Source organism: Actinoplanes hulinensis, assembly GCF_019429605.1.
Taxonomy (GTDB): domain Bacteria; phylum Actinomycetota; class Actinomycetes; order Mycobacteriales; family Micromonosporaceae; genus Actinoplanes; species Actinoplanes campanulatus.
The window spans coordinates 103,016-118,305 of the sequence record NZ_JAHXZI010000015.1; the positions used below are offsets into that span (position 1 = coordinate 103,016).

Consider the following 15,290-nt stretch of genomic DNA (forward strand, 5'->3'; position numbering starts at 1 on the left):
CCCCCCTTACCTGTGGAGCCCCTCGTGTCATATTCCGACACAAAACCCGCGGAAAGTCGCGTCTCCGATACCCTGGCCCGCGACCGCCTCGGCGTCGCCGCGGTCGTCTTCTTCGTCATGTCGGCGGCCGCCCCGCTCACCGTCGTGGCCGGCGTCGTTCCCACCGGCCTAGCGGTCACCGGCCTGACCGGCATCGCCGGCGCCTTCCTGGCGGTCGCCGTGGTCCTGGCGATCTTCTCGGTCGGCTACGTGGCGATGGCCCGGCACATCTCCAACGCGGGCGCCTTCTACGCCTACGTCTCGCAGGGCCTCGGCCGCCCGCTCGGCGTCGGCGCCTCCTGGGTCGCGCTGCTCGCCTACAACATGTTCCAGGTCGCCTCGTACGGCGGTTTCGGCGCGATCGCCGAGCCCCTGTTCGCCGACTGGTTCGGCGTCAACGCCCCGTGGTGGGTGCTCGGCCTGGCCGCCTGGGCGCTGGTCGCCGTCCTCGGCGTACGCGACGTGGCCGTCAACGGCCGGGTGCTGGCCACCCTGCTGGTCGCCGAGATCCTGCTGACCGTGGTGTACGCGGTCGCCGAGATCACCACCGATGGCTTCACCTCCTCGACCGCCTCGCTCGACCCGTCCACGCTGACCGGCGCGGGCGCGGGCGCGCTGCTGGTCATGGCGATCACCGGCTTCGTCGGCTTCGAGCAGTCGGTGGTGTTCAGTGAGGAGTCGCGCGACCCGCGGCGTACCGTCTCCCGGGCCACCTACATCGCGATCGCGCTGATCGCCGTGCTCTACGCCTTCGCCTCCTGGGCGATGATCTCCGCGGCCGGCGCCGACAAGGTCGTCGAGCGGGCCACCGCCGAGGGCCCGGAGCTGTTCTTCAACCTGGCCGCCGTGCCGCTCGGCGACGCCGCCATCCACCTGGGCCACGCGCTGTTCCTGACCTCGCTGATCGCGGCGATGATCTCGTTCCACAACATCATCTCGCGGTACATCTTCTCGCTCGGCCGTGAGGGTGTGCTGCCGCGCGTCTTCGGCAAGACCGTGCCTGGCACCGGTGCGCCGAAGAACGGCTCGCTGGCCCAGTCGGCGGTCGGCCTCGCGGTCATCGTGGTCTACGCCGTGATGGGCTGGGACCCGCTCGTGCAGCTCTTCTTCTGGGGCGGCACCGGCGGCGGCCTCGGCGTGCTGCTGCTGGTCACCCTCACCGCCTTCGCGGTGATCGGCTTCTTCGCCCGCCACCCGGAGGGCGAGGACGTCCTGCACCGGGTGATCGCCCCGGTGATCGGCGCGGTGCTGCTGCTGGTCATGTCGTACCTGGCGATCGACAACATCGCCAACTTGCTCGGCGTCGAGCCCGGCAGCACCCCGGCGCTGGTGGTGCCGCTGTCGTTCGCGGTGCTCTTCGTGGCCGGCATCCTGTGGGCCCTCTACCTGCGCACCGCCCGGCCGCTGGTCTACAACGGCATCGGCCTGGGCGCCCGCAGCGCCGCCAACTCCGGCGGATTCTCCGCCGCCCTGAACGAGGAGACCCGATGACCGTCATCCGATCCGCCCGCGAGGACGAGATCCCCGCGGTGGGCGCGCTCGTCTCGCACTCGTTCAACGATCTGGCCGCCAACGCCTACCTGGTGCCGCCGCTGTCCGACCGGGAGCGGGTGATGGCCGACTTCTTCACCCTCTACACCGAGCACGCGTACTCCTACGGCCGGGTCGACGTGATCGACCACGAGGACGGCGGGCTGGCGGCCACCGCCGTCTGGTTCGACCGCGCCAACGAGCTGCCGGAGCCCCCGCGGTACGCCGAGCGTCTCCGGGAGCTGGCCGGTGAGCACCTGGAGCGGTTCGACGCCCTCGACGAGGTGTTCGACAAGAACCACCCGCACGAGGAGCACTGGCACCTGGCGTTCCTGGCGGTCCGCCCGTCGGAGCAGGGCCGGGGTCTCGGCGGGGCGCTGATGCGGCACACTCACGAGAAGCTGGTCGCCGAGGGCCTGGCCGCCTACCTGGAGGCGACCAACGAGAACAACGTGCGGCTCTACCAGCGGCACGGCTACACGCCGATGACGCCGTTCGAGATCTACCTGCCGGACGGTACGCCGTTCTACCGCATGTGGCGAGCTGTCTGAAAACGATTACTCCTTGAGGGGCACGGGCCGGACGGCCCGTGCCCCTCTGAGTATTGACGCGGCCGCACGAGCGTAATTACATCGGAACCAGGTCCAACGCAGCGTTGCCGACCGGTCACCCGCGCTGGAGCATCGCCGGCGGGAGGGGTGCGCATGGCTGACAATGCTCGGGTGAACCCGCTGGTCCCACGGGGCAGTTCCGCGGAGGGCCCGTTCGACGTTTACATCACCCCGGAGAACGCCGGCTGGGAGTACTCCGGCCTGCGCGTGGTGCACCTGCCGGTCGGCGGGCGGGCCCGGTTCGTCACCGGCGACGACGAGATGCTGGTCGTGCCGCTGGTCGGCGGCTGCGACGTGGCCTGCGACGACGAGCGGCTCACCCTGACCGGGCGACGGTCGGTGTTCTCCCGCGTCACCGACTTCGCCTACCTGCCGAGGGACACGGTGGTGACGCTGCGGGCGCCCAACGGCGGGCGGTTCGCGCTGCCGGCCGCGCGGGCCGGGCGCACCCTGCCGTTCCGGTACGGCGCCGCCGAGGACGTGCCGGTCGAACTGCGCGGGGCGGGGCAGGCGAGCCGGCAGGTCAACAACCTGTGCACCCCGGAGTCGTTCGAGACGGACCGGCTGATCGCCTGTGAGGTGCTCACCCCGGGCGGCAACTGGTCGTCGTACCCGCCGCACAAGCACGACGAGCAGAGCGAGTGCGAGTCGTCGCTCGAGGAGATCTACTACTTCGAGGTGGCGGCGTCCCCGGCCGGCGGGCACGGCTGCGGCTACCAGCGGGTGTACGGTCACCCGGACCGCCCGATCGACGTGTGCGCCGAGGTGCGCAGCGGGGACGTGGTGCTGATCCCGTACGGCTGGCACGGCCCGTCGATGGCCGCCCCCGGCTACGACCTCTACTACCTCAACGTGATGGCCGGCCCCGGCGAGCGCCGCTGGCTGGTCCGGGACGATCCGGCGCACGGCTGGGTGCGCGGGCGCTGGGTGGCCGAGCCGGTGGACACCCGGCTGCCCCTGACCTCGATCAGAGAGAAGAGGCGCTCGTGAAGCAGCGGCTCACCGTCGGGCAGGCCGTCGTGCGCTTCCTGGCGAACCAGTGGACCGAGCGGGACGGCGTCGAACAGCGGACGGTCGCCGGCTTCCTCGGCATCTTCGGGCACGGCAACGTCGCCGGGATCGGGCAGGCGCTGTTGCAGGCGCAGCGCACCGGTGCTCCGGACATGCCGTACCGGCTGGCCCGCAACGAGCAGGCGATGGTGCACACCGCCGTCGGGTACGCCCGGATGCGCAACCGCCTGTCGACGATGGCGTGCACCGCCTCGATCGGTCCCGGCTCCACCAACATGCTGACCGGCGCGGCCCTGGCCACCGTCAACCGGCTGCCGGTGCTCCTGCTGCCGTCGGACGTCTTCGCCTCCCGGGCCGCCGCGCCGGTGCTGCAGGAACTGGAGGTGCCGGCTGCCGGGGACGTGTCGGTCAACGACGCCTTCCGGCCGCTGTCGCGGTTCTTCGACCGGATCTGGCGGCCCGAGCAGCTGCCGCAGGCGTTGCTCTCCGCGATGCGGGTGCTGACGGACCCGGCCGAGACCGGCGCGGTCACCCTCTGCCTTCCCCAGGACGTGCAGACCGAGGCGTACGACTTCCCGGACGAGCTGTTCACGAAGCGGGTGTGGCACGTGCCCCGGCAGGCCCCCGATCCGCTGGCCGTGGAGCGGGCGGCGGCCACCATCCGGGGCGCACACCGGCCGCTGATCGTCGCCGGCGGCGGGGTGATCTACGCGGAGGCGTCGTCCGCGCTGGACCGGTTCGCCCGGGAGACCGGCATCCCGGTGGCCGACACCCAGGCCGGCAAGGGCGCGCTGCCCTGGGATCATCCGAACGCGGTCGGCGGGATCGGGGCGACCGGCAACCCGGTGGCGAACAAGCTGGCCCGCAACGCCGACGTGGTGATCGGCGTCGGCACCCGCTACAGCGACTTCACCACCGCGTCCCGTAGCGCCTTCCAGCATCCCGACGTGCGGTTCGTGAACCTCAACGTGACCGGTTTCGACGCCGGGAAGCTGTCCGCGCTGCCGCTGGTCGGCGACGCCCGGGCGGGGCTCAGCGCGCTGCTGCCGGCGCTGCACGGACGGCGCTTCACCGGGGACTTCCGCGACGACGTGGCGGCCTGGCAGGCAGCCGTCGATCACGCGTACCGGGGAAGGGGAACGCAGGGCGACCTGCCCACCCAGGCCGAGGTGATCGGGGTGGTGAACGAGGCGTGCGGAACACGCGACGTCGTGGTGCAGGCGGCCGGCAGCCTGCCCGGCGACCTGCAACGGCTGTGGCGGGCCCGCGACCCGAAGCAGTACCACGTCGAGTACGGCTACTCCTGCATGGGCTTCGAGATCGCCGGGGCTCTCGGGATCAAGATGGCCGAACCGGGCCGTGAGGTGTATACGCTGGTCGGCGACGGCTCCTACCTGATGATGGCGCAGGAGATCGCCACCGCCGTCGCCGAGCACCTCAAACTGATCATCATCCTGGTGCAGAACCACGGGTTCGCGTCCATCGGCGGCCTCTCCGAGCAGGTCGGCTCGCAGCGGTTCGGCACCGCCTACCGCTACCGCAACCCGCGCAGCGGCGACTACGACGGCGCCCGCCTGCCGGTCGACCTGGCCGCCAACGCGGAGAGCCTGGGCGCCTCGGTGATCCGCTGCCGCACCATCGCCGACCTCGTCGAGGGCCTCAAACAGGCCCGCGAGGCGGACCGGCTGACGGTGCTGCACATCGAGACCGACCCGGAACCGTCGGCGCCGTCGGCCGAGTCGTGGTGGGAGGTGCCGGTCGCCGAGGTGGCCACCCTGCACAGCACCCGGCACGCCCGTACCGAATATCTCGCCGGCAAACGCGACCAGCGTCACCACCTGCGACCGGGAGGTCTGTAGAGATGGCCACCATCGAGCACTGGATCAACGGCGCCGGCACCGGCGGCGTCTCGACCCGCAGCGCACCGGTCTTCCAGCCGGCCACCGGCAGCCGGCAGCACACCGTCCTGCTCGGCGAGCCGGCCGACGTGGACGCCGCCGTGCGGGCGGCGACCGCGGCGTTCGCCGAGTGGGGCCAGGCCTCGCTCAGCCAGCGCACCAAAGTCCTGTTCGCCTTCCGTGAGCTGGTCAACGCGCACAGCCGGGAGATCGCCGAGATCGTCTCGGACGAGCACGGCAAGGTGCTCTCCGACGCGGCCGGCGAGGTGCAGCGTGGCCTCGAGGTGATCGAGTTCGCCTGCGGCATCCCGCAGCTGCTCAAGGGCGGCTACTCCGACCAGGCGTCGGCCGGCGTCGACGTGTTCAGCTTCCGCGAGCCGCTCGGCGTGGTCGCCGGGATCACCCCGTTCAACTTCCCGGCCATGGTGCCGATGTGGATGCACCCGATCGCCATCGCCTGCGGCAACACGTTCGTCCTCAAGCCGAGCGAGCGCGACCCGTCGTCGGCCGGGTTCGTGGCGCGGCTGTGGCAGCGTGCCGGCCTTCCCGACGGTGTCTTCAACGTGGTGCACGGCGACAAGGTCGCGGTCGACGCGATCCTCGACCATCCCGGCATCGCGGCCGTCTCGTTCGTCGGATCCACCCCGATCGCCCGCTACATCCACCAGCGCGCCACGGCCGCCGGCAAGCGGGTGCAGGCGCTGGGCGGCGCCAAGAACCACGCCGTCATCCTGCCCGACGCCGACCTCGACTTCGCCGCGGAACACCTGGTGGCGTCGGCATTCGGGTCGGCCGGCGAGCGGTGCATGGCGATCTCCGCGGCGGTGCTGGTCGGCGACGCCGACCACCTGGTCGACCTCGTCGCCGCCCGGGCCGCCGAGGTCAAGGTCGGCCCGGGCCGGGATCCGGCCAGCGAGATGGGGCCGGTCATCACGGCCGCCGCCAAGGAACGGATCGAAAACCTGATCACGGTGGGGGAGCGCCAGGGCGCGACGGTCGCGGCCGACGGGCGCGGCCTCAAGATTCCGGGGTACGAGGACGGCTTCTTCGTCGGCCCCACGGTGATCGACCGGGTGACCCCGGCGATGGACGTGTACACCGAGGAGATCTTCGGCCCGGTGCTCTCGGTGGTCCGGTCAGCCGACGTCGACCAGGCAATTTCCATGATCAATAGCAATCGGTACGGCAACGGCACCGCCGTCTTCACCAACAGTGGCGAGGCCGCCCGCCGGTTCCAGCGGGGCGTCCACGTCGGCATGATCGGCGTCAACGTGCCGATCCCGGTGCCGATGGCCTACTACTCGTTCGGCGGCTGGAAGGACTCCCTGTTCGGCCAGAGCCACATCTACGGCCCGGACGGCGTCGACTTCTGCACCCGCGCCAAGGTCGTCACCCAGCGATGGCCCGCGACCAGCGCGTTCTCCGAGGCGTCACTGCACTTCCCGACCGCCCGGTGACCGGCGTGCCCTTGATCACCTGACAACATCCGGAGGATCTGTATGACCAGACGTGTCCTCGCCGCCGGTGTCGCGGCGATACTCCTGCTCGGCGCGTGCAGCGGCGGCGGCCGGGAGGAGCCCGAGCCGGATGCCGCGACCGGCTACACGATCGCGTTCATCACCCACGAGACGCCGGGCGACACGTTCTGGGACAAGGTGCGCTCCGGCGCCCAGCAGGCGGCCGCCGACCAGAAGATCGACCTCAAGTACTCCAACGACCCGGACGCCGGTAGGCAGGCGGTGCTGATCCAGCAGGCGGTCGACTCGAAGGTGCAGGGCATCGCCACCACCCTGGTCACCCCGGACGCGCTGGCCGGATCGGTGAAGGCGGCGACCGCGGCCGGGATCCCGGTCGTCGGCCTGAACGCGGGCATCGACCAGTACAAGAAGCTCGGCGCGCTGATGTACTTCGGTTCGGACGAGACGGTCGCCGGCACCAGCCTGGGCGAGCGGATCGCCGCGGCCGGCGCCAAGCACCCGCTCTGCGTCATCCACCAGACCGGCTCGGTGGCTCTCGAAGCACGCTGCGCGGGCGTCAAGTCCGCCGTCCCCGGGACCGAGAACCTCCAGGTCAACGGGGCCGACGACGCGGCCGTCACGTCGACGTTGCAGGCCAAGCTGGCCCAGGACAAGACCATCGACTACGTGGTCACCCTGGGCGCGCCGATCGCGCTCGACGCCATCAAAGCGGGGGGTACGGCGAAGCTGGTCACCTTCGACCTGAACCAGGAGACCGCCCAGCTGATCAAGGACGGGAAGATCGAGTTCGCCATCGACCAGCAGCCCTACGTGCAGGGCTACCTGGCGGTCACGTCGCTCTACCTCTACCTGAAGAACGGCAACGACATCGGTGGCGGGCGGCCCGTGCTGACCGGCCCGTCGTTCGTGGACCAGTCCAACATCGACACGATCCTGCCGTACACCCAGAAGAACACCCGGTGAGGCGGGCGGTGCGCCCCGAGGTGGGCGCGCTGGTGGCGGCCGCGGTCATCTTCGTCTTCTTCCTGGCCGTGGCCCCGGCCTTCCGGTCGGCGGACGCGTTCGTCACGGTGCTCTACCAGTCGTCGACGATCGGGATCGTCGCGGTGGGTGTGGGGTTGCTGATGATCGGCGGCGAGTTCGACCTGTCCGCCGGGGTCATCGTGACCTCGGCCGGGCTGGTCAACTCGATGTTCTGCTGGTATTTCGGGATCAACCTGTGGGTCGGCGCGATCCTGTCGCTGCTGTTCTGCCTCGCCGTCGGGTTCCTCAACGGCTACCTGGTGATGCGCACCGGGATCCCCAGCTTCCTGATCACGCTGGGCACCTTCTTCGTGTTGCAGGGCGCGAACCTGGGCGTCACCAAGCTCGTCACCGGCTCGGTGTCCAGCACCGACGTGAGCCGCATCGACGGGTACGACTCGCTCGGCGCGATCTTCGCGTCCAGTTTCGAGATCGGGTCCGTCGTGGTCTGGGGCACGGTGGTGTGGTGGATCCTGTTCGTGGCGGTGGCGACCTGGGTCCTGCGGCGCACCCCCGGCGGGAACTGGATCTACGCGGTCGGTGGGGCGGCCGACAGTGCCCGTGCGGTCGGGGTGCCCGTCGTCCGTACCAAAATCGGTCTCTTTCTCGCCGTGTCGTTTCTCGGCTGGTTCGTCGGGATGCACAACCTGTACCGGTTCAACACGTTGCAGGCCGGCGGCGGGGTCGGCAACGAGTTCCTCTACATCATCGCGGCGGTGGTCGGCGGCACCCTGCTGACCGGCGGGTTCGGCAACGCGCTCGGGGTGGCGATCGGCGCGTTCATCTTCGGTATGACCAGCCTCGGCATCGTCTACGCGGGCTGGGACCCGAACTGGTTCCGGGCCTTCCTCGGCGTGATGCTGCTGCTCGCCGTCCTGGTCAACCTCTACGTCCGTAGGCTGGCCACGAGGGAGGCGCGCGCATGATCGAGATGACCGGGGTCGGGAAGTCCTACGGCCCGATCCGTGCCCTGCGCGACATCGACCTGCGGGTCGACGCCGGCGAGGTGACCTGCGTGCTCGGCGACAACGGCGCCGGCAAGTCCACCCTCATCAAGATCATTTCGGGGTTGCATCCGCACAGCTCCGGTGTTCTGGAAGTCGACGGGCGGGAGACCGTGTTCGCCTCCCCGCGGCAGGCTCTCGACCTCGGCATCGCCACCGTCTACCAGGACCTGGCCGTGGTCCCGCTGATGGAGGTGTGGCGCAACTTCTTCCTCGGCTCCGAGCTGACCGGCGGCCGGTACCCGCTCGCCGGGCTGCGGATCCGGGACATGCGCCGGATCGCCGACGAGGAACTGCGCAAGATGGGCATCACCGTGGCCGACATCGATCAGCCGATCGGCACCCTCTCCGGCGGGCAGCGGCAGTGCGTGGCGATCGCGCGTGCCGTCTACTTCGGTGCGCGGGTGCTGATCCTGGACGAGCCGACCGCGGCGCTCGGGGTGCGGCAGTCCGGAGTGGTGCTGCGATATGTGGCGGCGGCCCGGGACCAGGGCATCGGCGTCGTCTTCATCACCCACAACCCGCATCACGCGTACCTGGTCGGGGATCACTTCGTGGTGCTGAAGCTGGGCGCCATGGTGCTGGACGCGCGGCGCGGGACGGTCACCCTCGAGCGCCTGACCGCCGAGATGGCCGGGGGAGCGGAGCTGGCCGAGCTGGCCGAGCAGCTGCGACGGCCGGCGTGACGGCGTACCGGAAACGGCCTCTTCGAAAGGGTGAGTGGCCCGTTGCCGGCGGCGTGCCCCGCGGTCGTCGGCAAATCCGGCGCGGAGCAGGCCGTCGGCGGCCGGACCGGGCAGCACGTGCCTGATGCTGCCCGGCGTCGGTGGCCGCCTTCCTAACTGTTGGGCAGGACCAGCACCTGGCCCGGGAAGATCCGGTCCGGGTCCGGCACGATGTCGCGGTTGAGGTTCCAGATGTCGCGCCACCGGCTCTCGTTGCCGAGCCTCTCGCGGGCGATCTTCGACAGCGAGTCGCCGGGCTTGACCGTGTAGAGCTTCGGGATCGGGCCGGTCGGCTGAGCCGGCGGCAGGAACAGCACCTGACCGGGGAAGATCCGGTCCGGGTTCTGGATCGTCGCCCGGTTCAGCACGAAGATCTCCGGCCAGCGGGCCTCGTCGCCCAACTGCTCCCGCGCGATCCTGCCGAGGCTGTCGCCCGGCCGGACCTTGTACGTGCGCGGCTGCTCGCCACCCGGCAGCACCCCGGCCAGGCGCAGCAGGTCGGCCAGCTCGAAGTGGCCGGGCTTCTGCGACGGCAGGGTGGGCCGCCAGCCGGCCGTCCGCAGGTACGAGTCGTCGCTGCGCAACGCGAGGCCGATCAGCACCTCGGCGACGATGGTGCTGCCGACCGGGCCCAGGTGGGCGCCCTCGTGCAGGGCCTTCGCCTCGGCCAGGACGTAGTACCAGAGCGGGGTACGGGTCAGGAACTCGCTGTCGTCCAGCACCGCCCGCTGGGCGTCGCTGCCCGCGGCCGCCCGGATCTGGTCCTTGGTCAGCTCCTCCGCACCGATCAGGTGGGCGACCGCCTGACCGGTGGGCAGCCGCAGCCGGTAGCCGCGCAGCAGGTTCCGGACCGCGAGCCGGCTGGCGTCGGCCGGCACGAGGGGTGTGCCGCCGGTGTCCTTCAGATTGAACAGGGCGCCGCCGCCACGCGGATTGTTCAGGCCGAACGCCGCCAGCTTGGTGTCGATCTTGCGGGTCGTCATCACGTCGTCGCCGGAGCCGATGATGTTCTCCCACTCGATGATCCAGTTCTCCGGCAGCGTCTCGGCCGGGCCGAGCCGGATCTCCTCACCGAGCTGCCCGCTCAGCGCCGTGAAGACGAACAGCAGGTCCAGACTGCCCGGCGGCTGGGTGTCGACGCGGAAGTTGGAGTTGAAGTTGTAGACGCCCCGGATCATCGAGTGCCCGAACCGGTAGGCGGCCACCGCGAACTCCAGCGGCATGTAGAACGGCGCGGCGTACGGGTTGTACCACCGGTTGCCGTTGGCCAGGATGCCCCGCACGATCTCCTTGTCGGCGACCCGCGTGAGGAAGTCCTCGATCACGATGTACTGGTAGTGCTGGCGCAGCGTGCGCCGGGCCTCACCATAGGACAGACCCTGGTCGACAAGCACGTTGTGCGCCTTGAGGAACGCCACGTGCAGCTGCGAGATGATGGTGTTCTCGTCGTTGCGCGGGTCGCCGATCAGGGCCGCCCGGTCGTGCTTCTTGTCCGTGAGGTCGCGCCCCTCGCGGTGCACGTCGTTGTCGTCACCCTTGCCCTCGGGCCGGGCGGTCGGCGGCGGGTTCGGGTTCGGCGGGTTCTGCAACGGGATGTTGTGCACCTTGCCGACCCGCAGCTTGTCGGAGTCGTCCGGGTCGAACTGCTGCGGCGGGCTGTACAGACTGTCCAGATCCAGGGTGGCCGAACGCTGGTTGCGCAGCACCCGGTGCATCTCCTCGAGGGTGAGCGGCAGCATGCCGTCATCGAGGAGAACCTCCATCTTGGCCGAACCCAGACCGCGCTTCTCGTCCTCGATCTCCAGGGTGATGTCGTGGTCGATGAACTGGCCGAGGTAGGTGTAGGCGGCCGGGATCGGGCTGTCGTCGTCCGCGTTCTCCTCCTCGGTGTCGTCCAGCATCGTCGCGCCGAGCCGCTTCAGCTGGGCGTTCGTGCTCGGCGACTGTGGCAGCAGGTTCGCCTCGTCGTCCTGCAGCATCGGGAACAGCAGGTCGAACGGTTGGGTGCTGACCGGTGGCGCCAGCGCGAACGCCAATGGCGACCTGGCGGCGAACTCGGCGAGTTCGGTCTTGGCCTGGTCGATGTCCCCGTCGGTGATAGGTTGCCCGTGTCCGAGACGCGGCATGGTGGGTCCTCTTTTCCGCGGTGGCGAAGATGGCCGCGCGATGACGTGGACCGGCGCGGCCTCGACCGGTCTCTATCGGCCGGTGTCTCTCAGCGGCCACGATAGGCAGCGGCACCCGGCAGTGAAGACAAGTTGGTGACACAGTGCGACGCTGTTGTTGGCAAATAGTGTCAAGCGCGGCTTCCCGCGCCGTGTCAGCGGTGCCGCAGACCGTCGAACGCCAGATCGGCGACAGTGTCGGCAATGGACTCGGGAGCGCCCCGGTCCGGTCTGTACCACTCGATCAGCGAGTTCACCATGCCGAACAGCAGACGGGCCGCGGTCGCCGCGTCCACATCGGCCCGCACCCCACCCTCGGCCTGCGCCTGTTTCACCAGGTCGGTGACGATCCGGTCCAACTCCCGGCGGCGCGACAGGGCGTGCTGCTCGGCCGCCGTGTTACCCCGGACCCGCAACAACAGGGTGACGAACTCCAGGCGGTCGGCCAGGACCAGCACGCTGCGCCGGATCAGATCCTTCAGACGTACGGTGGCCGCGCTCTCCTCCCGCAGAGCCGCCTCGGCCGCCTCGAACAGCCCGTCCAGCGCCCGGTCGACGGCCATCGTGAGCAACTGCTCCTTGCCGCTGACATGGTGGTAGAGCGTCGATTTGGTGATGCCCAGCGACTCGGCGACGTCGAACATGCTGGTGGCGTCGTAACCACGGGTGTTGAACAGCCGCACGGCGGCGGCCAGCACCGCGTCCTGATCATGCCCCGGACGGCCGCGGCGCCGGCTCTTCTCCACGGGATGAATCTAGCCCCTTGATTTACCGACCGATCGGGCGGTTAATGGAGGCATGACGAGTCCCGCCGAGCTCTACACCACCCACCGCGAGCTGCTGGACCGCGCGGTCACCGCGACCGTGGCCCGTGACTACTGGTCGGCCTATCCCGAGTCGCCCAGTAAGTCGGTCTACGGCGAGGAGGCCGCGCCCACCGGCGACCGGGCCTTCACCAGCCTGCTCGGCCAGCCCTTCGCCCTCGACGTGCCGGGCGCCGTGGGCAGCGTGTCCACCGAGCGCTCTCCCTACGGCATCGAGCTGGGGATCAGCTATCCGAAAGCCGACCCGCTCGCCCTGATCGCCGCCGCCCGGGCCGCCACCCCCGGCTGGCGCGCCGCCGGACCCACCGGCCGGGCCGGCGTCGCCGCCGAGATCCTCAGCCGCCTGCACGCCCGCGTCTTCGAGCTGGCCCACGCCGTGCAGCACACCACCGGCCAGGCGTTCGTGATGGCCTTCCAGGCCGGCGGCACCCACGCCCTCGACCGCGGGCTGGAGGCCGTGGCGTGCGCGCTCGCCGCCACCACCCGGCTGCCGTCCGAGTCCCGCTGGACCAAGGGGCCACTCGAGCTGACCAAGACCGCCACCGTCACCGGTCGCGGCGTCGGCCTGGTCATCGGCTGCACCACCTTCCCGACGTGGAACGGTTTCCCCGGCCTCTTCGCCAGCCTCGTCACCGGCAACCCGGTGATCGTCAAGCCACACCCGGGCGCGGTGCTGCCGCTCGCCATCACCGTCCAGGTCTGCCGCGAGGTCCTCGCCGAGGCCGGGCTCAACCCCGACGTGGTGACACTCGCCGCCGAGGAGCCGGGTGACGGCGTCGCCGCGACCCTGGCCACCCACCCCGATGTGCGGGTCGTCGACTTCACCGGCTCCAGCGAGTTCGGCGACTGGCTGGAGGCCAACGCCCGGCAGGCCGTCGTCTACACCGAGAAGGCCGGGCTCAACACCGTCGTCCTCGACTCCACCGCCGACTACCAGGGCCTGCTGCGCAACCTGGCGTTCTCCCTCTCGCTGTACAGCGGCCAGATGTGCACCACCCCGCAGAACCTGCTGATCCCCCGCGACGGCATCGACACCGACGCCGGCCACCGCGACGTCGAGCAGTTCGCCGCCGACCTGGGCGCGGCCATCGACAAGCTGCTCGGCGACCCGCGCCGGGCCGCCGGCACGCTCGGGGCCATCGTCAACGACGGCGTGTTCGCGCGCCTCACCGAGGCGGGCACCGCCCCGGGCGTCGTGCACCCGTCCACCACGATCGCCGACGAGCAGTTCCCCGGCGCGACCATCCGGACGCCACTGGTGTCCCGCATCGACGCGGCCGACGAGAAGACCTACACCCGGGAGTGGTTCGGGCCGGTCTCGTTCCTGATCACCACCGACTCGACCGACCACAGCCTGCGGATCTTCACCGAGACCGTCCGGGCCCACGGCGCCCTCAGCGCGCTCGTGCACTCCACCTCGCCCGCCGTGCTGGAGTCGGCCCGGGAGGCCGCGCTCGACGCCGGGGTGCACCTGTCGGAAAACTTGACCGGCGGCGTGTTCGTCAACCAGACGGCCGCGTTCAGCGACCTGCACGGCACGGGAGCGAACCCGGCGGCCACCGCGTCCCTGACCGACGACTGGTTCGTGGCCGGCCGGTTCTTCACCCTCCAGTCGCGGCGGCCGGTGTGACCTCCTTCGACTCGGCTGCCGCGCGTTCTGATACGGGCGCCGCCCGCATCGACTCGGTCGGCACGCGCTCCGATGCGGGTGTTGCCCGCTTCGACGAGGCCATCGCGCGTGATCAGCGGATCGAGCCGGCCGACGACATGCCGGAGGGCTACCGGCGCACGATGGTGCGGCAGATCGCCCAGCACGCGCATTCCGAGATCATCGGGATGCAGCCCGAAGGCGATTGGATCACCCGTGCGCCCACGCTGCGGCGTAAGGCGATCCTGCTGGCCAAGGTGCAGGACGAGGCGGGCCACGGGCTCTACCTCTACTCGGCGGCGGAGACCCTCGGCGCCGACCGTGGCGACCTGACCCGGCGGCTCATCGAGGGCCGCCAGAAATACTCGTCGATCTTCAACTATCCGACCCGGTCGTTCGCCGACGTCGGGGTGATCGGCTGGCTCGTCGACGGGGCGGCCATCTGCAACCAGGTGCCGCTCTGCCGCAGCTCCTACGGTCCCTACGCCCGCGCCATGATCCGCATCTGCAAGGAGGAGTCGTTCCATCAGCGGCAGGGATACGAGCTGCTCATGACGATGATGCGGGGCATCCCGGCCCAGCGGGAGATGGTGCAGGACGCCGTCGACCGCTGGTGGTGGCCGTCGCTGATGATGTTCGGCCCGCCGGACGCCGACTCACCCAACACGGCCCAGTCGATGGCCTGGAAGATCAAGCGGCACACCAACGACGAGCTGCGGCAACGGTTCGTCGACATGACCGTGCCACAGGCTGAGGCGCTCGGGGTCACGCTGCCCGACCCCGACCTGCGGTGGAACGCGGAGCGCGGCCACCACGACTTCGGCCAGCCGGACTGGGACGAGTTGCGGCGCGTCATCTCCGGTGACGGGCCCATGAACGCGCAACGGCTGCGGCGGCGGCGCGAGGCCGACGAGGACGGCGCGTGGGTGCGTGAGGCGGCGGCCGCACACGCGGCTGCCTCCTCGCCTGCCGTTTCTTCCACGAGCGGTTCCTCGCCGGCGGCTGCTTCCACGGCTTCGATCTTGGAGGGGGAGCGATGACCAGGCACGAGTGGCCGCTGTTCGAGGTGTTCGTGCGGGCCAAGCGCGGGCTCAACCACGTGCACGTGGGTTCGCTGCGGGCGGCCGATCACGAGATGGCACTGCACCACGCCCGCGATCTCTACACCCGGCGCAACGAGGGCGTCAGCATCTGGGTCGTGCGGTCGGACGCGGTCGTCGCCAGCGACCCGGCCGACAAGGAGGCGTTCTTCACGCCGAGCTCCGACAAGGTGTACAGGCATCCCACCCACTACGCCATCCCCGACAACGTTCCGCACATCTGAGAGCCCGGAC

13 protein-coding genes are annotated in these 15,290 nt (G+C 70.3%); 11 read left to right on the forward strand and 2 right to left on the reverse strand.

All coding sequences use genetic code 11. The annotated features are described in order from the left end of the window. The first annotated feature begins 24 nt into the window (after window positions 1-24). The 8 genes from KZ829_RS27005 to KZ829_RS27040 all read left to right on the forward strand — a co-directional run bounded on the left by KZ829_RS27005 (window position 25) and on the right by KZ829_RS27040 (window position 9,280). Complete coding sequence (locus KZ829_RS27005) at window positions 25-1,530, forward strand: APC family permease (RefSeq protein ID WP_220146720.1); 1,506 nt, start codon at window positions 25-27, stop codon at window positions 1,528-1,530. Beyond that, the gene (locus KZ829_RS27010; protein WP_220146721.1) at window positions 1,527-2,120 is read left to right on the forward strand and encodes a GNAT family N-acetyltransferase; all 594 of its coding nucleotides are present in this window, start codon (window positions 1,527-1,529) and stop codon (window positions 2,118-2,120) included. Before KZ829_RS27005 ends, KZ829_RS27010 begins: the two co-directional genes overlap by 4 nt. A 153-nt stretch (window positions 2,121-2,273) precedes the next feature. Further along, window positions 2,274-3,170, forward strand: coding sequence for a 5-deoxy-glucuronate isomerase (iolB, locus tag KZ829_RS27015; RefSeq protein ID WP_220146722.1), 897 nt, complete (start codon window positions 2,274-2,276; stop codon window positions 3,168-3,170). Then, a complete protein-coding gene (gene iolD / locus KZ829_RS27020) occupies window positions 3,167-5,050 on the forward strand; it encodes a 3D-(3,5/4)-trihydroxycyclohexane-1,2-dione acylhydrolase (decyclizing) (RefSeq protein ID WP_220146723.1) in 1,884 nt (627 codons plus the stop codon). The genes iolB and iolD overlap by 4 nt, the downstream gene beginning before the upstream one ends. A 2-nt stretch (window positions 5,051-5,052) precedes the next feature. Continuing rightward, window positions 5,053-6,546 carry a CoA-acylating methylmalonate-semialdehyde dehydrogenase gene (locus KZ829_RS27025; protein WP_220146724.1) on the forward strand — a complete coding sequence of 498 codons (1,494 nt, stop codon included), beginning with the start codon at window positions 5,053-5,055 and terminating at the stop codon, window positions 6,544-6,546. Window positions 6,547-6,588: 42 nt separating this feature from the next. After that, complete coding sequence (locus KZ829_RS27030) at window positions 6,589-7,530, forward strand: sugar ABC transporter substrate-binding protein (RefSeq protein WP_220146725.1); 942 nt, start codon at window positions 6,589-6,591, stop codon at window positions 7,528-7,530. Beyond that, window positions 7,527-8,516: an ABC transporter permease gene (locus KZ829_RS27035; RefSeq protein WP_220146726.1), complete on the forward strand. Its 990-nt coding sequence runs from the start codon at window positions 7,527-7,529 to the stop codon at window positions 8,514-8,516. Before KZ829_RS27030 ends, KZ829_RS27035 begins: the two co-directional genes overlap by 4 nt. After that, a complete protein-coding gene (locus KZ829_RS27040; RefSeq protein WP_220146727.1) occupies window positions 8,513-9,280 on the forward strand; it encodes an ATP-binding cassette domain-containing protein in 768 nt (255 codons plus the stop codon). Before KZ829_RS27035 ends, KZ829_RS27040 begins: the two co-directional genes overlap by 4 nt. Before the next feature lie 152 nt (window positions 9,281-9,432). On the opposite strand, the gene KZ829_RS27045 is transcribed toward KZ829_RS27040, so the two are convergent. Both KZ829_RS27045 and KZ829_RS27050 read right to left on the reverse strand, forming a co-directional pair. Further along, the gene (locus KZ829_RS27045) at window positions 9,433-11,445 is read right to left on the reverse strand and encodes a LysM peptidoglycan-binding domain-containing protein (RefSeq protein WP_220146728.1); all 2,013 of its coding nucleotides are present in this window, start codon (window positions 11,443-11,445) and stop codon (window positions 9,433-9,435) included. A gap of 194 nt (window positions 11,446-11,639) precedes the next feature. Beyond that, complete coding sequence (locus KZ829_RS27050; RefSeq protein ID WP_220146729.1) at window positions 11,640-12,230, reverse strand: TetR/AcrR family transcriptional regulator; 591 nt, start codon at window positions 12,228-12,230, stop codon at window positions 11,640-11,642. Between the two features lie 52 nt (window positions 12,231-12,282). Between KZ829_RS27050 and paaN the strand changes: the two genes are divergently transcribed. From paaN to paaB, 3 genes are read left to right on the forward strand one after another with little or no spacing between them, the layout of a single operon-like run. Then, window positions 12,283-13,938 carry a phenylacetic acid degradation protein PaaN gene (gene paaN, locus KZ829_RS27055; RefSeq protein ID WP_220146730.1) on the forward strand — a complete coding sequence of 552 codons (1,656 nt, stop codon included), beginning with the start codon at window positions 12,283-12,285 and terminating at the stop codon, window positions 13,936-13,938. Further along, a complete protein-coding gene (gene paaA / locus KZ829_RS27060; protein WP_372453904.1) occupies window positions 13,887-14,996 on the forward strand; it encodes a 1,2-phenylacetyl-CoA epoxidase subunit PaaA in 1,110 nt (369 codons plus the stop codon). Before paaN ends, paaA begins: the two co-directional genes overlap by 52 nt. Then, window positions 14,993-15,280, forward strand: a complete 288-nt coding sequence (gene paaB, locus KZ829_RS27065; protein ID WP_220146732.1) for a 1,2-phenylacetyl-CoA epoxidase subunit PaaB — start codon at window positions 14,993-14,995, stop codon at window positions 15,278-15,280. The genes paaA and paaB overlap by 4 nt, the downstream gene beginning before the upstream one ends. The last annotated feature ends 10 nt before the right edge of the window (window positions 15,281-15,290 follow it).

Coding starts and splice junctions, on each gene's coding strand:
- KZ829_RS27010 (WP_220146721.1), top strand. CDS start 1,527: ATGACCGTCATCCGATCCGCCCGCGAGGACGAGATCCCCGCGGTGGGC.
- iolB (WP_220146722.1), top strand. CDS start 2,274: ATGGCTGACAATGCTCGGGTGAACCCGCTGGTCCCACGGGGCAGTTCC.
- KZ829_RS27025 (WP_220146724.1), top strand. CDS start 5,053: ATGGCCACCATCGAGCACTGGATCAACGGCGCCGGCACCGGCGGCGTC.
- KZ829_RS27030 (WP_220146725.1), top strand. CDS start 6,589: ATGACCAGACGTGTCCTCGCCGCCGGTGTCGCGGCGATACTCCTGCTC.
- KZ829_RS27040 (WP_220146727.1), top strand. CDS start 8,513: ATGATCGAGATGACCGGGGTCGGGAAGTCCTACGGCCCGATCCGTGCC.
- KZ829_RS27045 (WP_220146728.1), bottom strand. CDS start 11,445: ATGCCGCGTCTCGGACACGGGCAACCTATCACCGACGGGGACATCGAC.
- paaN (WP_220146730.1), top strand. CDS start 12,283: ATGACGAGTCCCGCCGAGCTCTACACCACCCACCGCGAGCTGCTGGAC.
- paaB (WP_220146732.1), top strand. CDS start 14,993: ATGACCAGGCACGAGTGGCCGCTGTTCGAGGTGTTCGTGCGGGCCAAG.